The organism is Sphingobium sp. 3R8 (genome assembly GCF_020166615.1).
Classification (GTDB): Bacteria; Pseudomonadota; Alphaproteobacteria; order Sphingomonadales; family Sphingomonadaceae; genus Sphingobium; species Sphingobium bisphenolicum.
In genome coordinates this window covers 289,504-308,476 of sequence record NZ_JAIQXR010000002.1, presented here as the reverse complement: position 1 = coordinate 308,476, position 18,973 = coordinate 289,504, and the positions used below count along the sequence as shown (strand labels likewise).

Genomic DNA, 18,973 nt, shown 5'->3' with positions numbered 1-18,973 from the left:
GGGATCAAGACACCCCGTCCAGTTGCGCCAGCCTTGCCGCTTCATCTTCCGCGACCAGCGCGTCGATGACGTCGGCGAGGCCCGGGCCTTCGAGAATCTCGGGCAGGCGGTGCAGGGTCAGGTTGATGCGGTGGTCGGTGACGCGGCCCTGCGGGAAATTATAGGTGCGGATGCGTTCGGAGCGGTCGCCCGATCCCACCATCGCCTTGCGTGCGCCGGCCTGTTCGCTCTGGGTGCGCTCGCGCTCGGCTTCGTAGAGGCGGGCGCGCAGCACCTGCATCGCCTTCGCCTTATTTTTGTGCTGCGAGCGTTCGTCCTGCTGGATGACGACGGTGCCGGTCGGCAGATGGGTGATGCGCACGGCCGAATCGGTGGTGTTGACGTGCTGACCGCCCGCGCCCGATGCGCGGTAGATGTCGATCTTGAGGTCGCCATCGGCGATCTGCACATCGACTTCCTCGGGTTCCGGCAGGATGGCGACGGTCGCCGCGCTGGTGTGGATGCGCCCGCCGCTTTCGGTCGCAGGGACGCGCTGGACGCGGTGGACGCCGCTTTCGAACTTCAGCTTGGCGAAGACGCCGACGCCATTGATGCTGGCCACCACTTCCTTGAAGCCGCCGACTTCGGACGCATTGGCCGACATCAGCTCCATCTTCCAGCCCTGGGTGTCGGCATAGCGCTGATACATGCGGAACAGGTCGCCGGCGAACAGCGCCGCTTCGTCGCCGCCGGTGCCGGCGCGGATTTCCAGCATGGCGGGGCGGGCGTCGGCGGCGTCGCGGGGGAGCAATTGCAGCGCCAGCGCGCGTTCGGCTTGCGGAAGCTGGCTTTTGAGGATCTGCATTTCCTCCTGCGCCATTTCGCGCATGAGGGGGTCGGCGTCGGGATCGCCGCCGCCGCCCGCCATGACATCGAGCGCGGCCAGTTCCTGCCGCAGGCGGCGCACCTCATGCGCGGCGCGGGCGACCGGTTCGATCTCCGCATATTCCTTCGACAGTTTGACGAACGCTTCGGGCGCGAGGTCGGCGCGCGTCATCGACGCCTGCACCTCGTCCCGGCGCGCCTCGATCTGCGCGATGCGTTCGGGGGAGATGTGCATCAGAGCGCCGTCACCGTCCCGATCAGGGCGTCCAGCGCGACGGCCTGCTGCTGGCCCGTGCCTAGATTCCGCACCGACGCTTCGCCGCGGGCCAGTTCATCGTCGCCCAATATGATCGCCCATGACGCACCAGACGCATTAGCGCGCTGCATCCGCTTCTTCATATTGCCGCGATAGCCCATGTCGCAGGCGACGCCAGCGCGACGCAGATCGGCGACGATGCCGATCGCCTTCGTTTCGGCCGCTTCGCCCATAGGAATCAGCACCACGCTGGGCTTCTCGATGTCCGGCATATCCATCAGCATCGCCAGCCGCTCGATCCCTGCCGCCCAGCCGACCGCAGGGGTCGCGGGGCCGCCCAGATTTTCGATCAGGCCATCATAGCGCCCTCCGCCCAGCACGGTGCCCTGTGCGCCCAGACGGTCGGTGATGAATTCGAACGCGGTGTGGCGATAATAGTCGAGGCCGCGGACCAGCCGGGCATTGCGTTCCCACGCCACGCCTGCGGCATCCAGCCCCGCCGTCACCTTCTCGAAGAAGCTGCGCGCTTCGTCGGTCAGATAGGCGTCGATGTCGGGCGCGCTGTCGGCGACCGGGCGGTCGCGCGGGTCTTTGCTGTCGAGGATGCGCAGCGGGTTCTTCGCCAGCCGCTCGACGCTGTCTTCCGACAACTGGTCGCGATGCGCCTCGAAATGGGCGATCAGCGCGGCGCGCCAGGCATCACGGCTCGGCCCGTCGCCCAGCGTGTTGAGATTGAGCGTCACGCCGTCTGCGACGCCCAGTTCCTTGAGCAACTGGTCGGCCAGCACCAGCAGTTCCACGTCCGCGCCCGGTTCGCCCGCGCCGATGATTTCGGCGTCGAGCTGATGGAACTGGCGGAAGCGGCCCTTTTGCGGGCGTTCGTAGCGAAACAAAGGCCCGTGGGTCGCCACTTTGAGCGGCGCATATTGCTGCCAGCCTTCGGTGATATAGGCGCGGCTGATCCCGGCGGTAAATTCGGGGCGCAGGGTGATGCTGTCGCCGCCGCGATCCTCGAACGTGTACATCTCCTTCGAGACGACGTCGGTGCTTTCACCCAGCGACCGGGCGAAGACGGCGGTGGATTCGAACACCGGCACTTCGACCCGCTGGAAGCCATAAAGCTTGCGCACCCGGTCGAAGGTCGCGACCACATGCGCGAAGCGTTCCGCAAACGCCTCCGTGGTGCCGCCCAGCATGTCCTGCGTTCCGCGCACCGGGCGCGGCGTTTCTATCTTCGCCATGGGGCCGGGCCTTTAACGGCAAATCACCCCCAAGGAAACGCGCTTTTTACCGGCCGCCATCAGGGGGTGGACGACGCGCCGCGCCCTCGCCATGCTAGGGGCAATCGGGCCGTTCGGCCCATCTGCATTTTCGGAGACCTCCATGATCCGCAGCATTGCTGCCGCCCTTTGCCTTTCGACGGCCATCGCCAGCCCGCTCTTCGCCCAGGACGCGATCCGGTCCAAGCCGACCGCCCTGCCCGTCGACAGCGCCGCACCTGCACCAAAGGACATCCCCTATCCGGGCGGCACCATCAAGCTGGAGGTCGATGCGACCGACACGGTCCAGCGCATCTTCCGCGTCAAGGAGACGATCCCCGTCGCCGCCGCCGGGCCGATGACGCTGATGATGCCGGCCTGGCTGCCGGGCAATCACGCCCCGCGCGGGCAGATCGAGAAGCTGACGGGCCTGACCTTCACCGCCAATGGCCAGACGCTGGCATGGAAGCGCGATCCGCTGAACGTCTATGCCTTCAATCTCGACGTGCCGCAGGGTGTGACCGAAGTCGTGGCGCAGTTCCAGTTCCTGTCCGCCACCCAGCCCGCCCAGGGCCGCGTCGTCGTGACGCCCAAGATGCTGAACATCCAGTGGGAGAGCGTGTCGCTCTATCCGGCCGGCTATTATACGCGCCAGATTCCGATCCAGCCGACCGTGACCTATCCCGCCGGCTGGCAGGCCGCGACCGCGCTGCGCGGGACGAAGAGCGGCAATGTCGTCGCCTATGAGACGATCGACTATGAGGCGTTGCAGGATTCGCCGGTATTCGCCGGCACCCATTTCAAGGCGGTGGACTTGGGGCAAAACGTCACGCTGAACCTGGTCGCCGACGATGCCGACGAACTGGATTACAAGCCCGAACAGATCGCCAAGCACAAGAAGCTGGTAGCGGAGGCCGGCGCCTTGTTCGGCGCCTATCATTTCAACCATTATGACTTCCTGCTCGCCATCACCGACGAGATGGGCGGGATCGGCCTGGAGCATCATCGCTCGTCCGAGAACCAGGTCGAACCGGGCTATTTCAAGAGCTGGGACAAGGGCGAGGCGCTGCTGGACCGCAATCTGTTGCCGCATGAATTCACCCATAGCTGGGACGGCAAGTTCCGCCGCCCGGACCTGCTCTGGACGCCCGACTTCAACGTGCCGATGCAGGACAATCTTCTGTGGGTCTATGAAGGGCAGACGCAATTCTGGGGCTATGTGCTGGGCGCGCGGTCGGGGATGTTCAGCAAGCAGGAGACGCTGGACGCCTATGCCCAGATCGCGGCCAAGCTGGACACGGCGGTCGGCCGCCAGTGGCGCCCGATGGAGGACACTACCCATGATCCCATCATCTCCGCCCGCCGGCCCAAGGGCTGGGCAAGCTGGCAGCGGTCCGAGGACTATTATAATGAAGGGCTGATGATCTGGCTGGAGGCCGACGCGATCATCGCCAAGGCGACCCGCGGCAGGAAGGGGCTGGACGATTTCGCCAAGGCCTTCTTCGGCATCAATCCGGGCGACTGGGGTCAGGTCGTCTATAATCGCGGCGACGTCATCAAGACGCTGAACGCTATCGCGCCCTATGACTGGGCGGGCTTCTTCCAGAAATATGTGGATGCGCCCACCAGGGAAACGCCCAAGGGCGGCTTCATCCTGGGCGGCTACTCCCTCGTCTATGGCGACGAACCGGGCGCCATCACCAAGGCGGCCGAGGGTGCCAACAAGATGGTCGACCAGAGTTTCGGCATCGGCGCGATCGTCAAGAATGACGGCGAAGTCAGCGGCGTCATCTGGGACAGCGCGGCGTTCAAGGCGGGCCTTGTGACCGGCGCGAAGATCGTTGCGGTCAATGGCGACGAATATTCGGGCGACGCATGGAAAGCGGCGATCAAGGCCAAGACGCCGATCCAGATCATCCTAAAGCAGGATAAATACTATCGTGTTTTGACACTCGATTATTCGGGCGGGCTGCGCTATCCGCGCCTCGAAAAGACAGGAGAGGGTGAAGGCAGTCTCGATAAGCTGCTCAAAGCCAGAACGTGACTCACCCGCAACGCAACATGAAGCAGAAGGCGTTTCCATGAACATCGAACTGATCCCGGTCGGCGACGATCCGCCCAACAGCCTGAACGTCATCATCGAAGTGCCGGTCGGCGGCGAACCGGTGAAATATGAATTCGACAAGGCCAGCGGCGCGCTGTTCGTGGATCGCATCCTGCACACGCCGATGCGCTATCCGGCCAATTACGGATTCGTGCCGCACACGCTATCGCCCGACGGCGATCCGCTGGACGCGCTGGTCATCGCCCGCTCGCCCTTCGTTCCCGGCTCCGTCGTGCGCGCGCGCCCGATCGCGGTGCTGAACCTGGAAGACGAAGCCGGCGGCGACGAAAAGCTGGTCTGCGTCCCCGACAACAAGACCTTCCCCTATTATGCCGACATCAGCGAAAAGGACGACCTGCCCGGCATCGTGATGGAGCAGATCGAGCATTTCTTCACCCACTATAAGGATCTGGAAAAGACCAAGTGGGTGCGCATCGGCACCTGGGGCGGGGCGGAGGACGCCAAGCAGATCACCCTGGAAGCGATCGCGCGCTATCAGGCAGCGAAGAAGGCGGACTGAGGTCTGTTCTTCGAATGACATAAAAGGCCGCGCGGATCACTCCGCGCGGCCTTTCTGTTATACATATATATGCCGTGTTCCCGCCTTCGCGGGAACACGCAGCATTCAATGCAAGCGCCCGCTCAAATCAGCCGGTCCGCGTCCAGCGCCATGGCCAGCGAATCGCGGCCCTTGGGCAGGCGCGCATGGAGCCGGGCGTCGGCCTCGACCAGCCGCTCGACGCCGATGTCGAGTTGCTCTTCGGGCAGGGTGAAGGGCAGGCGCAGGAAGCGTTCGAACGCCCCGCTGACGCCGAAGCGCGGGCCGGCGGCGATGCGGACGCCCAGACTTTCGGCCAATGCCGCCAGCGCGGTCGCCTCCGCACGGGGCAGTTCGGCCCAGAGCGACAGGCCGCCCGCGGGCGATTCCACCCGCCAATGGGGCAGGCGCCGCGCGATGAGGCCCAGCAGATGGTCGCGCCGCCCGCGCAGCAGGCCGGCCCGTTCGCCCAAGCCCACATCGGCGTCGATCAGTTGCGCGACCGCGATCTGTTCGACCACCGGGCTGGCCATGTCCATCGTTGTGCGCAAACGGCCGAGCGCCGCGACCGTCTGAACATCGGCGCGAATCCAGCCCACCCTGAGCCCGCCCCAGAAAATCTTGCTCGCCGACCCCAGGGTGATGACCTGCCGCCCCGACGGATCGTGCATCGCGACCGGCGGCGGCGGCGCGAAGTCCAGCCCCATCGCCACCATCGTTTCGTCGACGATCAGCGGCGTGTGGGTACGCATCGCCGCCGCGACCAGCGCGCGGCGGGTGGCGGGATCCATGCTGCGCCCGGTGGGATTGTGGAAATCGGCGATGACATAGGCGAAGCGGGGGCTGGTCTGGCGGAAGGCGGCCTCCATCGCGTCGACGTCCCAGCCCTGCATGGGCAGGCCGACCGGCACCGGCACGACATGGGCGCGCTGCAACGCCTGGATGGCGTTATGATAGGTCGGATGGTCGATCACCACCCGGTCGCCCGGCCCGGCCAGCCATTTGAGCAGCAGCGAAAAGCCCTGTTGCGCACCGTTGGTGACCATGATCTGGTCCGGGGAGGTGGGGCAGCCGCGCCGCTCATAATGGGCGGCGATCGCGCGGCGCAGCACCATGATGCCCAGCGGATCATAGCCCAGGTCGCCCAGATAGGCCGGCAGCGCCTCCACCGCATGGGCATAGGCGCGCGCGACGCCGGGCGCGGCGGGCAGGGCGGCATGGGTCCAGTTGAGCAGGTTGCCGCCGGTCGTCGCGTCGATCTCCCCCGGCGTCGTTTCGGCCCGGCCCGGCGGGATACGGGTGACGCTGCCCGACCCCTGCCGGCTTTCCAGATAGCCTTCGTCGCGCAGCCGGTCGAAGGCCGCGGCGACGGTGGTGCGCGAGAGGCCCAGCGCCGCGGCCAGTTCGCGTTCGCCCGGCAGGCGGACATTAAGGCCGACCCGGCCGTCCAGCACCAGCATCCGCAGCGCCTGCGCCAACTGGCGATAGGCCGGTTCGGCGCTGTCCTGTGCGCGCCAGGCGCCGAGCAGGCGGAGCAGGGACGGGGGGCGGAGAAGCGAAGTGGACATGGGGCGCATTCCAATCTGGCCATGGATCAAGGCCATTTACCCGCAATTGGCTGTTTTGGAAAAGGCCAGTTGCGCGAAATAAGCCTCCCCATGACGTACAACCGCTACGCCCTCCGTTTTTGGCAACTCTTCTGGGGCCTTGGCCTCTACGGCTTTTCCATGGCGCTGATGCTGCGCGCCAATCTGGGGCTGGATCCGTGGGACGTGCTGCATCAGGGACTCGCGCCCCGGATGGGCCTGAGCTTCGGCATGACCGTCAACCTGATCGGCGCGCTCGTGCTGTTGCTATGGTGGCCGCTGAAGCAGCGACCGGGGGTCGGCACGATCGCTAACATCCTGGTGATCGGGACCGCGGTGGACCTGTCGCTGATGCTGCTGCCGACACCCGAAGGCCTGTGGGTGCGCACGGCGTGGCTGGGCGCGGGGATCATCCTCAACGGCATTGCCGGGGGCGCCTATATCGGCGCGGGGATGGGGCCGGGGCCGCGCGACGGATTGATGACGGGCCTGTGCCGCCGCACCGGCTGGCCGGTCAAATGGGTGCGCACCGCGATCGAGATCGGCGTGCTGGCGATCGGCTGGCTGCTGGGCGGCACGGTGGGCGTGGGCACCATCCTCTATGCCGCGACGATCGGCTGGATCGTCCACCATGCGTTGCCCTTTTTCCGCATCGCCGCGCCGGAGCGTCCGGCGCGCGCGTGACGGTGGCGGCGCTTCGGGTCGATGCCGTTTGAACTCCACGGCATTGATACCGGCAGCGGCCGCCATATCTATGCGATCAGGGCCGATACCGGCATCCAATGAGAAGAGGGACGCGCGCCATGGCGACCGCATTATATGACCTGACCGTGCCGCTGTTCGTCCGCGGGCTGACCGCGCTGTCGGGACTGCTCGACAAGGGCGCCGCCTTTGCCGCCGTAAGGGGCATCGACCCGGCGACTTTGACCGGCGCGCAACTGATCGCGGACATGAAGCCGCTGACCGCGCAGGTGCAGTTCGCCTGCGACACCGCCAAGGGCACGGTCACGCGGCTGGGCGAGCTGGAGCCGGTGGCGATGGCGGATACCGAGCAGACATTCGCGGAATTGCAGGCGCGCATCGCCAGAACGATCGCTCTGCTGGAAGCGGTGCCGCGCGAGAAGATCGACGGGCGGGAGGACGCCGCCGTGGTGCTCAAGGTGCCGGGTGGCGAGATTCCCTTCACCGGGCGCAGCCATGTGCTGACCTTTGCCCTGCCCAATTTCTATTTCCACCTGACGACGGCCTATGCGCTGCTGCGCCAGGCGGGCGTGCCGGTCGGCAAGATCGATTTTCTGGGCGGGATTTAACCCGCGATCAGCCGCACATAGGCGCTGGCGACCCAGCCGCTGGCGCAGGGGCCGGCATAGGGCTGCTTGCGTTCCACGGGAGACGCCACGCCGCAGTCGGCCGCCGGCGGCGCTTGGCCAGCCGCCGGTGCGGGCAGGACGACGACGCCCAGCCATTTCTGGTCGAGGCTGCGGGTGCAGACGTAGGCCCGCTGGCCCTCCGCCAGTCGGCCCAGTTTCTTCGCGTCGCCGAAGGGCGCGGCATGGAGGCCCAGGCCGTTGGGGCCGGCACGGCTGACCTGTCCCAGCGTGCCGCAGGCGTCGAGCCGCGGTCCGTCCTCGCCGATCGTCACCGGCCGCGCGACCGGCGCATCCATGCGGGTTTCGGGCACGTCCGCGCGCGGCGCGCCGGCGAGCGAGCTGTTGGGCAATTCCTCATAGACGTCGTTGCTTTTCGAGCAGGCGCCAATCGGCAGCAGCAAGGGCAAAAGGAGGAGAGGGGCGACGCGCATGAACGCCGTGATAGACCGCGCCCGACCCAAGCGGAAGCCGCCATGTTTCGCTTTAGTTTTGGGGCCGCTTTCCCTATATGCTCGGCATGAGCGAAGAACCCGTCAATACCCCCAACAGCAATGAATATGGCGCCGACAGCATCAAGGTGCTCAAAGGCCTGGACGCGGTGCGCAAGCGCCCCGGCATGTATATCGGCGACACCGACGATGGATCGGGCCTGCATCACATGGTGTTCGAGGTTTCGGACAATGCGATCGACGAAGCGCTGGCGGGGCATTGCGACCGCATCACCATCACGCTGAATCCCGACGGATCGGTGAGCGTCGAGGATAATGGGCGCGGCATTCCGACCGGCATCCACACGGAAGAGGGCGTGTCGGCGGCTGAGGTCATCATGACCCAGTTGCACGCGGGCGGGAAGTTCGAGAATACCAGCGACGACAATGCCTATAAGGTGTCGGGCGGCCTGCATGGCGTGGGCGTGTCGGTGGTCAACGCGCTGTCCGAATGGCTGGACCTCAATATCTGGCGGGACGGCAAGGAACATTATATGCGCTTCGCCTTTGGCGATGCGACCGCGCCGCTGGCGGTGATCGGCGATGCGCCCGCCAAAGAAGACGGGACGCTCAAGAAGGGCACGCGCGTCACCTTCCTGGCCAGTATGGAGAAGGCGCCGGGCGACGGCGCGACGTTCAAGAACCATACCGAATATGATTTCGAGAAGCTGGAGCATCGCTATCGCGAACTGGCTTTCCTCAACAGCGGCGTGCGCCTGTTCCTGGTCGATGCGCGTCATGAGGAGACGAAGGAGATCGAGCTATATTATGAGGGCGGCATCGCGGCCTTCGTCAAATATCTCGACCGCAACAAATCGGCGATGATGCCGGAGCCGATCGCGATTTCGGGCACCCGCGACGACGTGACGATCGACGTCGCGCTGGAGTGGAACGACTCTTATTATGAAAACGTCCTCTGCTTCACCAACAACATCCCGCAGCGCGACGGCGGCACCCATCTGGCGGCGTTCCGCGCGGCGCTGACCCGCACGCTCAACAATTATGCGGAAAAGTCGGGCGCGCTGAAGAAGGAGAAGGTGTCGCTGACCGGCGAGGATATGCGCGAGGGCCTGACCGCGATCGTATCGGTGAAGCTGCCCGATCCCAAATTCAGCTCGCAGACCAAGGACAAGCTGGTCAGTTCCGAAGTGCGCCAGCCGCTCGAAAGCCTGATGGCCGACAAGATGGCCGAATGGCTGGAGGAAAATCCCGCGCACGGCAAGATGATCGTGCAGAAGGTGATCGACGCCGCCGCCGCGCGCGAGGCCGCCAAGAAGGCGCGCGAGCTGACCCGGCGCAAGGGCGTGCTGGATATCGCAAGCCTGCCAGGCAAGCTGGCCGATTGCCAGGAGCGCGACCCCGCCAAGTCCGAACTCTTCCTGGTCGAAGGCGATTCGGCCGGCGGTTCGGCCAAGCAGGGCCGCAACCGGCATAATCAGGCGATCCTGCCGCTGAAGGGCAAGATCCTGAACGTCGAGCGCGCGCGGTTCGACAAGATGCTGTCGTCCAAGGAAGTCGGCACGCTGATCCAGGCGATGGGCACGGGCATTCGCGACGATTTCAACCTGGAAAAGCTGCGCTACCACAAGATCGTCATCATGACCGACGCGGACGTCGACGGCGCGCATATCCGCACGCTGCTGCTGACCTTCTTCTATCGGCAGATGCCGCAGATCATCGAGGGCGGGCATCTCTATATCGCCCAGCCGCCGCTCTACAAGGCGACGCGCGGCCGGTCCGAAGTCTATCTGAAGAATGAAGCCGCGCTGGAGCAATATCTGGTCGACAATGGCGTCGAGTCGATGGCGCTGGAAACCGGCAAGGGACCGCGCACCGGCGAGGATCTGCGCAGCCTGATCGAACATGCCCGCCGGATGCGCGCGGTGATGCGCTATGTGCCGCGCCGCTACAATCCCGCGATCATCGAGGCGCTGAGCCTCAATGGCGCGCTCGATCCCGAGCTGGATCAGGGCACCCAGGCCGAGCGTCTGGCCGCGACCGTCGCCTGGATGGGCGCGCAGGATGCCGAGGGCCGCTGGACCGGCAGCGTCGCGGAAGAGGGCGGCTTCCACTTCCAGCGCCTGTGGCGCGGCGTCACCGACCATCATGTGATCGAGGGCGGCTTCGTCGGATCGGCCGAAGCGCGCAAGCTGCACAGCATCGCCGCCGAAGATGCCGGCAGCTATCTGACACCCAGCCGCCTGATCACGGTCAAGGCGCTGGCCGCCGAGGCGAATGACGATGACCTGCCCGCCGCACCGACCAAGGGCGCGATGGTGACGCGACCGAGCGAGCTGCTCGACGCGATCCTGACCGCGGGCCGCAAGGGACTGGCGATCCAGCGCTACAAGGGGCTGGGCGAGATGAACGCGGAACAACTGTGGGAAACCACGCTGGACCCGGACAATCGCTCGATGTTGCGCGTGGAGGTCGAGCAGGCCGACGTCGCCGACGAAATCTTCACCCGGCTGATGGGCGACGTGGTCGAGCCGCGGCGCGAATTCATCCAGGACAATGCGCTGAACGTCGCCAATCTGGACGTTTGATTTGATCGCGGCGCCAGCCCACGCCTCCACCCGGCCTCCCTGCCTGGGTGGGCTGGTGCGGCGACATGCGCGTTGCAGCGCATGAAGAATCTGTGATGGAGCGGGTCCGCTGCGGCTGGGCCGGGACCGACCCGCTTTATTGCGCCTATCATGACGATGAATGGGGCGTGCCGGAACGCGATTCGCGGATGCTCTGGGAAATGCTGATGCTGGCGGGATTCCAGGCTGGCCTGTCCTGGATCACCATCCTGCGCAAGCGCGAGACATTCCGCGCCGCCTTTGCCGGCTTCGACCCGGACAAGGTCGCGGCCTTCACCGATGCGGATGTCGAACGGCTGATGGGCGACCCCGGCATCGTCCGGGCGCGGGCCAAGATCGTCGCGACGATCGCGGGCGCGCGCATCTTCTGCGCGATGCGGGACGCGGGCGAGGATTTTTCCGCCTATGCCTGGTCCTTCGTCGATGGGGTGCCGTTGCAGGGGGACGGGGTGACCGTCCTGGCGCAGACCTCGCTATCGGTTGCTATCTCGAAGGATTTGAAAGCGCGCGGTTTCAAATTCGTCGGCCCGACCATCGCTTATGCGTGGATGCAGGCGACCGGCCTGGTCAACGACCATGCCGTCTCCTGCTTCCGCCGCGACGCGCTGCGGCCATGAAGGCGGCGCGCCTGCTGCTGCCCGTCGCCCTGCTCGGCGGGTGCGGGGACGGGGAGCCGGTCGCGAATCAGACGCAGCCGGTGCCGGCCAAGGCGATCGCGGTGCCGATCGACAAGGGCGGCGTCGTGCATGAGGCGATGACGGCGGCCCCGCCTCCGCCGACCGCCGCACTGCCCAAGCCTTTGGTTTCACGTGGAACATCATCGCCACGCCCCGTCGCACCCGCTTATCGCGCGATCGGCACCGAGCCTTTCTGGGCGGTCACTGTCCGCGGATCGGCCGCTACGCTGGAACGGCCGGACCATGCGCCGCAGCGCTTTTCCGTGCGGGTGGAGACGGACGACAAGGCTATCCGCTATCAGGGCGACGGCTTTGCCATGACGCTGACGCAAGGACCGTGCAGCGACGGCATGAGCGATGCGGTCTGGTCCGACCGGGTGCAGGTGGCGTTCGGCGAGGGGACGCTGAAAGGCTGCGGCGGCGAACGGGATGGGGGCGAACGGGACGGGGGCGACGACGCGCCTTAATCCGCGCGCATCGCTTCGGCCACCAGCGCTTCCGCCTCCATCAGCAGCGCATCCTCGGCCGCCGATTGCGCCACATGTTCGCGTCCGATCAGGATCAGCACCGGCACGGCGAGCGGACTGACCCGTTCCAGCGTGACATGGAGCATCGTCGTCGCCGCCCGGTCGATCAGGTCGCCCAGCCGCCCGACATCGGTCATCCGCGCGCGCGCATCGGCCCAGGCGGCCTTCAGGAGCAGATGGTCGGGCTGATATTTGCGCAGCACGTCATAGATAAGGTCGGTCGAGAAGGTCACCTGCCGCCCGGTCTTGCGCTTGCCCGGATGCTGGCGCTCGATCAGGCCCGAAATCACCGCCACATCGCGAAAGGCGCGCTTCAGGAGGCTCGACTGCTCGACCCAGTCGATAAATTCATGGTCGAGGATATCGGCGGAAAACAGGCTCTTCGGATCCGTCACGGGCTTCAGTCCATAGACCGCCAGCGCATAGTCGTTGGAGACGAAACCCAGGGGCATCAGCCCCTGGCTCTCCATCCGCCGGGTCAGCAACATGCCGAGCGACTGGTGCGCATTCCAGCCCTCGAAACTGTAGCAGACGAGATAATGGCGCCCTTCATGCGGGAAGGTTTCGATCAGGAGCTGGCCGGGCTGGGGCAGGGCGGAGCGCAGCTTCTGCATCTCCAGCCATTCGCGTACATCGGATGGAAAGCGATGCCATTCCTGCGGCGCCGCCAGGAAATGCCGCACCCGGTCGGCGAGGCGGGTGGACATCGCCATGCGGGTGCCGCCCCAACTGGGAATGCGCGCCTGCTTCGATGTCGCCCGGACCGTGAGGTCGGACGTGTCCATCCGCACCACCTCCAGCGCCATGCCGGAGAAGAAGAAACTGTCGCCGGGGCGTAGCTGCGCCGCGAAGCCTTCCTCGACCGTGCCCAGCTTGCGCCCGTTGGCGAAGCGAACGGCGAGCGCCGGCTGGTCGACGATGATGCCGGCATTGAGCCGATGCTGCTGGATGAAGCGCGGGTGGGACACGCGCCAAAGCACATTGCCCTGGCCATCATCGTCCTGCGTCAGCCGCTTGAACCGGTCATAGGCGCGCAGCGCATAGCCGCCGCCCTCGATGAAATGCAGGACATGGTCGAAGGCTTCGGCGGTCAGCCCGCTATAGGGCGTGGCGGATCGCAGCTCGTCCAGCAGATCCTCCGCCCGGAACGGCCCGGCGCAGGCCAGGCCCATCACATGCTGGGCCAGCACATCCAGGCTGCCGGCGCGGAAATCGTCGGCGTCGCGCTCGCCCGCCTCGACGGCATCGAGGGCGGCGCGCGCCTCCAGATATTCGAAGCGGTTCCCCGGAATCAGGATCGCCTCGCTCGCCTGATCCAGCCGGTGATTGGCGCGGCCGATCCGCTGGAGCAGGCGTGACGATCCCTTGGGCGCGCCCATCTGGATCACGCAATCGACATTGCCCCAGTCGACGCCAAGATCGAGCGAGGCCGTCGCCACCAACGCGCGCAGCTTCCCCGCCGCCATCGCCGATTCGACCTTGCGCCGCGCCTCGATCGACAGGCTGCCATGGTGGATGGCGATCGGCAGGTTGGCGTCATTGGCGGACCAGAGTTCCTGGAAGATGAGTTCGGCGAGGCCGCGCGTATTGCAGAAGACCAGCGTCGTCTGCCGCGCCTCTATCTCCGCCATCACCTGTTTCGCGGCATATTTGCCCGAATGGCCCGACCAGGGGACGCGGCCTTCGGGGATCAGGATGGCGACGTTCGGCTCCGCGCCCGCTTCGCCCATCACCGGCGTCACCCTGTCGATATCGCCATCGGGTGCGAGCCAGGCGCGATAGGCGTCGACATCGGCGACCGTGGCGGACAGGGCGACGCGGCGCAGCGCCGGGTTGATCGCCTGCAACCGCGCCATCGACAGGCTGAGCAGGTCGCCTCGCTTCTGCGTGGCGAAGGCATGGACTTCATCGACGATCACGGTCCGCAGGTCGGAAAAGAGCAAGGCCGCGTCGGGATAGCTGAGCAGCAGCGACAGCGATTCGGGCGTGGTCAGCAATATCTGCGGCGGACGGACGCGCTGCCGCGCCTTGCGATCGGACGGCGTGTCGCCGGTGCGCGTCGCCACGCTGATGGGAAGCCCCATCTCCTCGATCGGGGTCAGGAGGTTGCGCCGCACATCGACCGCGAGCGCCTTCAGGGGCGAGACATAGAGAGTATGCAACCGGTCGGTCGGATGGGCGATCAGATCGGCGAGGCTGGGCAGGAATCCGGCCAGCGTCTTGCCCGCGCCGGTCGGCGCGACCAGCAAAGCATGGTCGCCCCGCTGCGCCGCCCCCAGCATGTCCATCTGGTGCCGCCGCGGTCGCCAGCCGCGCGACGCGAACCAGCGTCCAATGATGGCGGGGAGGGCGAGCGGCATCAGGGGGATGTAGGGAGCCATGGTCCCGCTGTCACGCTCCGCGCTTTGCCACGAGGTTTCGGCCATGGTAGATTGCGCCTCTTCCTTCAGGACCGCGCAACGCCCTACAGGATCAAGCGTATAGTCTGTTGCGCAGCATAGCGCATGGAGAGTGGCCATGACCAAGACTATCCACACAGAGCCGATGCCGGACGTCTTTTTCGACATCTGGTTCATGCCTGCCGCCTTCTGGACCCAATGGTGGGGCTTTTATGCCGAGACGTTGAATGTCGGTCGTCTCTGCACGCCGCATCATCCGGTCGTACAGGATGAGTCGCCGGTCGATATCGAGGTCGAAGAGGGGCTGGTCGCCTGAATCGCCGCGGGGCACACGGAATAATCATATAACGGCAAGAAATAATCTTACGCGCCCCTCTGGCCCTCCGCCGCCGCCCTGCGTTACACTCCCGCCACGACAGCGGCGCATCAGACGCCGCCAGCAGGAGATATGATATGACCGGCGAAACCGAAGCCGACCTGACCGGCGTGGAAGCCCCGCGCAACCGCCGCCGCCCCAAGGCCCCGATCATGGAGATCGACGGCCGCAAGCTGAAGCCTGCCACGCTGATGATGGGCCATGGCTATGATCCGACCCTGTCGGAGGGGTCGCTCAAGCCGCCCATCTTCCTGACCTCCACCTTCGCCTTCGAAAGCGCCGCGGCCGGCAAGCGCCATTTCGAGGGCGTGACCGGCATTCGTCCCGGCGGGTCGGAAGGGCTGGTCTATTCCCGCTTCAACGGCCCCAATCAGGAGATTTGCGAGGATCGCCTGTCGGTGTGGGAAGAGGCGGAAGATGCGCTGCTCTTTTCCAGCGGCATGTCGGCCATCGCCACCACATTGCTGGCGCTGGTGCAGCCCGGCGACGTGATCGTCCATTCGGCGCCGCTCTATGCCGCGACCGAATCGCTGATCGGCCGCATATTGGGCAAATTCGGGGTGCAGTGGCTCGATTTTCCGGCCGGCGCGACCGAAGAAGAAATCGGCGCGGTGATCGAGAAGGCCAGGGGTCTGGGCCGCGTCGCCCTGCTCTATCTGGAAAGCCCGGCCAACCCGACCAACGTGCTTGTCGACGTGGAAGCGGTGGTCGCGCGGCGCGACTCGCTGTTCGCCGGGGAAGCGCATGTCCCGCCGATCGCGATCGACAATACGTTCCTGGGGCCGCTGTGGCACAAGCCGCTCGCCCATGGCGCTGACCTCGTCATCTACAGCCTGACCAAATATGCCGGCGGGCATAGCGACCTCGTCGCGGGCGGGGTGCTGGGCTCCAACGCGCTGATCACCACCATCCGGTTGATGCGCAACACGATCGGCACGATCCTCGATCCCCATAGCGCCTGGATGCTGCTGCGATCGCTGGAGACGCTGGAATTGCGCATGAGCCGGGCGGGCGAGAATGCGGAGAAAGTCTGCGCCTGGCTCAAGGACCAGCCGCAGGTGGAGAAGGTGGTCTATCTGGGCTTTCCCGAAACCGAGCGGCAGGCGGACATCTATCGCCGCCATTGCACCGGCGCGGGATCGACCTTCTCGCTCTACCTCAAGGGCGGCGAGGCGGAGGCCTTCGCCTTTCTCGACGCGCTCAAGATCGCCAAGCTGGCGGTCAGCCTGGGCGGGACCGAGACGCTCGCCAGTCATCCCGCCGCCATGACCCATCTGTCCGTGCCGGCCGAGCGCAAGAAGGCGCTGGCGATCGGCGACAATATGGTCCGCATCTCGATCGGCTGCGAGGATGCCGACGACCTGATCGCCGATTTCGCCCAGGCGTTGCGGCAGGTCGGCTGAGCCATGACCCGCCCCTTGCTGTTGCTGGGCCAGCCGCATCTGGCGCCGCTGCTGCCGCTGCTGGAGGCGGATCATGACGTCATCGCCTTGTGGGATGCGCCCGCGCCGGATCGGCTGTCCGCAGTGGATGCGCTGGTCTGGGCGGGCGAATTTCCACTCGGCCGCGACTTGATCGACGCGATGCCGCGGCTGCGCCTCATCGCCTGCTTCACCGTGGGCTATGATGGTGTCGATCTGGGGCTGGCGCGGCAGCGGGGCATCGCCGTCGCCCATGCCGGCAATGTCAATGCGGAGGATGTCGCCGACCATGCGATCGCCCTGATGCTGGCGCATCGCCGGCGGATCGTGGACGGCGACCGCCAGGTGCGTGGCGGCGGCTGGACCGCCGCGGCCAAGATGATCACCCGGTCGATGCGCGGCGCACGGCTGGGGATCGTCGGCATGGGCGCGATCGGCCAGGCGGCGGCCGAACGGGCTGCGGCGATGAAGATGCGCATCGGCTGGTGGGGGCCACGGCCCAAGCCCGACCTGCCCTGGCCCCGCGCCGACACGCTGGAGACTCTGGCCCGAGACAGCGACATCCTGCTGGTCGCCGCACGCGCCGATGCGGATAATCGCGGCATGATCGATGCCCGGATCATGGACGCGCTGGGCCCGGACGGATTGCTGGTCAATGTCGGACGCGGACAATTGGTGGATGAGGCGGCGCTGGTCGTCGCGTTGCGGAAGGGGCGGCTGGGCGGCGCAGCGCTCGACGTGTTCGACCCTGAACCGACCGATCCGTCACGCTGGGCCAATATGCCCCATCTGGTGCTGACCCCGCATAGCGGCGGCGCGACGCATGAGGCAGTGGGCCGGATGGCGCAGGCGCTGATGGCCAATCTGGCCGCCCATTTCGCCGGCGAACCGCTGCCATCGCCCGTGACCGGGCACGGGTGACGCCGAATCGATCGAAACGACAAGGCGAAAGGCGCAGCACGGCCGAATCAACGAACTCGCAAAGCAATCAGATGAACGGGAAGACGATCGACGGACCGTCAGCGCATCAGAATTTGAAGATGGTGCCCAGGTAAACGGCCTGGCTGTCCTGCCGCTCATCGGTCATCGGGGTCAGGCGACCCGCCACGCTATTATTGTAGCGCACGCCGGCGGTGACGTTCAGGTTGCGCGTCAGCGAATAGGAGCTGGCGAGATCGAGCGAATAATCCTTGTCCGCCGACGGATTGCGTACGGTCGCGCCGGGTTCGCGGCGGCTTTCGAGCAGCACCTTGGTGCTGAACCGATCCTTCTTGCCGTCATCCAGCGAGAAATTCTTCGCATCGACCATGGTTTCGACCGGCACCGGGTCCAGCGCCTTGCGGCCCACCGCGTCGGGCAGGGCGAACTTGCGCCAGTTATGCGCGCCGTTCAGGCTGAACGCCACCGGCTTGATGTCGATCGCATCGATCGCGCGGTTCACCGCCACCCGGTCGTCACCGGCCGCGCGCACCATGACGGTGATCGAACGCTGGCCGCTCTGCGAGCCGCTGGTCGGGGTGAAACGAAAACCCTGCCGACCCGCCGACGCCGCGATCTTCGCATAGGCCGCGGCAAGACGCGGGTCCTTGATGGTGGGGGTGAAGGAGGAGATGCTGCCCAGATCGCCCAGCGACACGGGCGCTTCCGCACGCAGCCGCATCAGATCGGTCGCCGCGCCGAAAGCGGGAGACAGCATGAAGCCAGCGACGGCCAGTGCCGCGCCCGTTCCTGCCAAATATCCCCTGTTCACACGCATGACCCGATTCTTTTCCCCGCCGATATGTCTTGCGTAACGCTCTACACCCGCAAAGCCTCCACTGACTAGGGGCAGAACGCCTTTTTGTCCGAGCTGTTGCATGGAACACACAGGCGTCGGCCTCCGAACGGGAGCGTTACCAGCGCGCGCGATCACGCATCCCGTCGCGTGCGCGGTCGCGCCCCCTTGCCCCGCGCCGCACGACCACTATAGAAGCGGTCAGTTTTTGTCGTCTTTTCATGCTAGGACATGCCTGATGGTCCGCCGCCTTCCCGCTTCTGCAACCGCCGGCCTGCTGCTGGCCGCGCTCCTTCCGCTGGCCGCTTGCGGTGGCGGCGCCAAGGACCGGCCCAAGGCCGACCTCGCCGCATCGAAGGTCACGACGATCGGCGTCAACGCCTATCTATGGCGCGCCTCGCTCGACACCCTGTCCTTCATGCCGATGGTGCAGACCGATTCGAACGGCGGCGTGATCGTCACCGACTGGTACGCCAATCCCAACAGCCCCAATGAACGGATGAAGCTGACCGTGTCGATCCTGGACCAGGATCTGCGCGCCGACGCGCTGCGCGTCGCGGCCAGCCGCCAGGTCAACCAGGGCGGCCAGTGGGTCGACGCCCCGGTCGCCGCGGCCACCGTGCAGAAGCTGGAGGAAGTGATCCTGACCAAGGCGCGCGACCTGCGCCGCATGGCGATCGGCTGACCCACCGATTCGGGCGGCGCAGGCGCGGCGCCCCATTTTTCTGATCTGTCGGGGCTGGGCTTGG

At 66.1% G+C, this 18,973-nt stretch carries 17 protein-coding genes; 11 read left to right on the top strand and 6 right to left on the bottom strand.

Annotated elements, in window-relative coordinates:
• Window positions 1-4: 4 nt before the first annotated feature.
• On the bottom strand, window positions 5-1,099 hold the full coding sequence (gene prfA / locus K9B33_RS03480; protein WP_390902368.1) for a peptide chain release factor 1: 1,095 nt from the start codon (window positions 1,097-1,099) through the stop codon (window positions 5-7).
• Window positions 1,099-2,361: a histidine--tRNA ligase gene (gene hisS, locus K9B33_RS03475; RefSeq protein ID WP_224546685.1), complete on the bottom strand. Its 1,263-nt coding sequence runs from the start codon at window positions 2,359-2,361 to the stop codon at window positions 1,099-1,101. The genes prfA and hisS overlap by 1 nt, the downstream gene beginning before the upstream one ends.
• Window positions 2,362-2,503: 142 nt before the next feature.
• Between hisS and K9B33_RS03470 the strand changes: the two genes are divergently transcribed.
• Both K9B33_RS03470 and ppa read left to right on the top strand, forming a co-directional pair.
• A complete protein-coding gene (locus K9B33_RS03470; RefSeq protein ID WP_224546684.1) occupies window positions 2,504-4,423 on the top strand; it encodes a M61 family metallopeptidase in 1,920 nt (639 codons plus the stop codon).
• Window positions 4,424-4,460: 37 nt separating this feature from the next.
• Window positions 4,461-5,003 carry an inorganic diphosphatase gene (ppa, locus tag K9B33_RS03465; RefSeq protein ID WP_224546682.1) on the top strand — a complete coding sequence of 181 codons (543 nt, stop codon included), beginning with the start codon at window positions 4,461-4,463 and terminating at the stop codon, window positions 5,001-5,003.
• Between the two features lie 122 nt (window positions 5,004-5,125).
• On the opposite strand, the gene K9B33_RS03460 is transcribed toward ppa, so the two are convergent.
• The gene (locus K9B33_RS03460; RefSeq protein WP_224546680.1) at window positions 5,126-6,589 is read right to left on the bottom strand and encodes a PLP-dependent aminotransferase family protein; all 1,464 of its coding nucleotides are present in this window, start codon (window positions 6,587-6,589) and stop codon (window positions 5,126-5,128) included.
• 90 nt (window positions 6,590-6,679) lie between these two features.
• Between K9B33_RS03460 and K9B33_RS03455 the strand changes: the two genes are divergently transcribed.
• Both K9B33_RS03455 and K9B33_RS03450 read left to right on the top strand, forming a co-directional pair.
• Window positions 6,680-7,291: a YczE/YyaS/YitT family protein gene (locus K9B33_RS03455; protein ID WP_224546678.1), complete on the top strand. Its 612-nt coding sequence runs from the start codon at window positions 6,680-6,682 to the stop codon at window positions 7,289-7,291.
• 119 nt (window positions 7,292-7,410) lie between these two features.
• The gene (locus tag K9B33_RS03450; RefSeq protein WP_224546677.1) at window positions 7,411-7,917 is read left to right on the top strand and encodes a DUF1993 family protein; all 507 of its coding nucleotides are present in this window, start codon (window positions 7,411-7,413) and stop codon (window positions 7,915-7,917) included.
• Here the strand turns inward: K9B33_RS03450 and K9B33_RS03445 are convergent.
• Entirely contained in the window at window positions 7,914-8,408 is a 495-nt protein-coding gene (locus tag K9B33_RS03445) for a hypothetical protein (protein WP_224546675.1), read from the bottom strand. The genes K9B33_RS03450 and K9B33_RS03445 overlap by 4 nt on opposite strands.
• Before the next feature lie 86 nt (window positions 8,409-8,494).
• Here K9B33_RS03445 and gyrB point away from each other — a divergent pair, with 86 nt between their 5' ends.
• The 3 genes from gyrB (at window position 8,495) to K9B33_RS03430 (ending at window position 12,194) form a co-directional block, all read left to right on the top strand.
• On the top strand, window positions 8,495-11,011 hold the full coding sequence (gene gyrB, locus K9B33_RS03440) for a DNA topoisomerase (ATP-hydrolyzing) subunit B (RefSeq protein ID WP_224546673.1): 2,517 nt from the start codon (window positions 8,495-8,497) through the stop codon (window positions 11,009-11,011).
• Window positions 11,012-11,106: 95 nt separating this feature from the next.
• Window positions 11,107-11,667, top strand: coding sequence for a DNA-3-methyladenine glycosylase I (locus K9B33_RS03435; RefSeq protein WP_224546671.1), 561 nt, complete (start codon window positions 11,107-11,109; stop codon window positions 11,665-11,667).
• Window positions 11,664-12,194: a COG3650 family protein gene (locus K9B33_RS03430; RefSeq protein WP_224546669.1), complete on the top strand. Its 531-nt coding sequence runs from the start codon at window positions 11,664-11,666 to the stop codon at window positions 12,192-12,194. Before K9B33_RS03435 ends, K9B33_RS03430 begins: the two co-directional genes overlap by 4 nt.
• On the opposite strand, the gene K9B33_RS03425 is transcribed toward K9B33_RS03430, so the two are convergent.
• On the bottom strand, window positions 12,191-14,614 hold the full coding sequence (locus K9B33_RS03425; protein WP_224546730.1) for a ligase-associated DNA damage response DEXH box helicase: 2,424 nt from the start codon (window positions 14,612-14,614) through the stop codon (window positions 12,191-12,193). The two genes, K9B33_RS03430 and K9B33_RS03425, sit on opposite strands and share 4 nt — an antisense overlap.
• 157 nt (window positions 14,615-14,771) lie before the next feature.
• Here K9B33_RS03425 and K9B33_RS03420 point away from each other — a divergent pair, with 157 nt between their 5' ends.
• The 3 genes from K9B33_RS03420 (at window position 14,772) to K9B33_RS03410 (ending at window position 17,371) form a co-directional block, all read left to right on the top strand.
• A complete protein-coding gene (locus tag K9B33_RS03420) occupies window positions 14,772-14,969 on the top strand; it encodes a hypothetical protein (RefSeq protein WP_224546668.1) in 198 nt (65 codons plus the stop codon).
• Window positions 14,970-15,106: 137 nt separating this feature from the next.
• Window positions 15,107-16,432, top strand: a complete 1,326-nt coding sequence (locus K9B33_RS03415) for a cystathionine gamma-synthase family protein (protein ID WP_224546666.1) — start codon at window positions 15,107-15,109, stop codon at window positions 16,430-16,432.
• 3 nt (window positions 16,433-16,435) lie between these two features.
• Window positions 16,436-17,371, top strand: coding sequence for a 2-hydroxyacid dehydrogenase (locus tag K9B33_RS03410; protein ID WP_224546665.1), 936 nt, complete (start codon window positions 16,436-16,438; stop codon window positions 17,369-17,371).
• A gap of 106 nt (window positions 17,372-17,477) precedes the next feature.
• On the opposite strand, the gene K9B33_RS03405 is transcribed toward K9B33_RS03410, so the two are convergent.
• Window positions 17,478-18,206 carry a hypothetical protein gene (locus K9B33_RS03405; RefSeq protein ID WP_224546664.1) on the bottom strand — a complete coding sequence of 243 codons (729 nt, stop codon included), beginning with the start codon at window positions 18,204-18,206 and terminating at the stop codon, window positions 17,478-17,480.
• A 256-nt stretch (window positions 18,207-18,462) separates the two neighbouring features.
• On the opposite strand from K9B33_RS03405, the gene K9B33_RS03400 reads away from it, so the two are divergent.
• Window positions 18,463-18,909 (top strand): DUF3576 domain-containing protein, encoded by a 447-nt coding sequence (locus K9B33_RS03400; protein ID WP_224546662.1) that lies wholly within the window; start codon window positions 18,463-18,465, stop codon window positions 18,907-18,909.
• Window positions 18,910-18,973 lie beyond the last annotated feature (64 nt).

Coding starts and splice junctions, on each gene's coding strand:
- K9B33_RS03460 (WP_224546680.1), bottom strand. CDS start 6,589: ATGTCCACTTCGCTTCTCCGCCCCCCGTCCCTGCTCCGCCTGCTCGGC.
- prfA (WP_390902368.1), bottom strand. CDS start 1,099: ATGCACATCTCCCCCGAACGCATCGCGCAGATCGAGGCGCGCCGGGAC.
- K9B33_RS03430 (WP_224546669.1), top strand. CDS start 11,664: ATGAAGGCGGCGCGCCTGCTGCTGCCCGTCGCCCTGCTCGGCGGGTGC.
- gyrB (WP_224546673.1), top strand. CDS start 8,495: ATGAGCGAAGAACCCGTCAATACCCCCAACAGCAATGAATATGGCGCC.
- ppa (WP_224546682.1), top strand. CDS start 4,461: ATGAACATCGAACTGATCCCGGTCGGCGACGATCCGCCCAACAGCCTG.
- hisS (WP_224546685.1), bottom strand. CDS start 2,361: ATGGCGAAGATAGAAACGCCGCGCCCGGTGCGCGGAACGCAGGACATG.
- K9B33_RS03455 (WP_224546678.1), top strand. CDS start 6,680: ATGACGTACAACCGCTACGCCCTCCGTTTTTGGCAACTCTTCTGGGGC.
- K9B33_RS03415 (WP_224546666.1), top strand. CDS start 15,107: ATGACCGGCGAAACCGAAGCCGACCTGACCGGCGTGGAAGCCCCGCGC.
- K9B33_RS03435 (WP_224546671.1), top strand. CDS start 11,107: ATGGAGCGGGTCCGCTGCGGCTGGGCCGGGACCGACCCGCTTTATTGC.
- K9B33_RS03425 (WP_224546730.1), bottom strand. CDS start 14,614: ATGCCGCTCGCCCTCCCCGCCATCATTGGACGCTGGTTCGCGTCGCGC.
- K9B33_RS03400 (WP_224546662.1), top strand. CDS start 18,463: ATGGTCCGCCGCCTTCCCGCTTCTGCAACCGCCGGCCTGCTGCTGGCC.
- K9B33_RS03445 (WP_224546675.1), bottom strand. CDS start 8,408: ATGCGCGTCGCCCCTCTCCTCCTTTTGCCCTTGCTGCTGCCGATTGGC.
- K9B33_RS03470 (WP_224546684.1), top strand. CDS start 2,504: ATGATCCGCAGCATTGCTGCCGCCCTTTGCCTTTCGACGGCCATCGCC.
- K9B33_RS03420 (WP_224546668.1), top strand. CDS start 14,772: ATGACCAAGACTATCCACACAGAGCCGATGCCGGACGTCTTTTTCGAC.
- K9B33_RS03405 (WP_224546664.1), bottom strand. CDS start 18,206: ATGCGTGTGAACAGGGGATATTTGGCAGGAACGGGCGCGGCACTGGCC.
- K9B33_RS03450 (WP_224546677.1), top strand. CDS start 7,411: ATGGCGACCGCATTATATGACCTGACCGTGCCGCTGTTCGTCCGCGGG.
- K9B33_RS03410 (WP_224546665.1), top strand. CDS start 16,436: ATGACCCGCCCCTTGCTGTTGCTGGGCCAGCCGCATCTGGCGCCGCTG.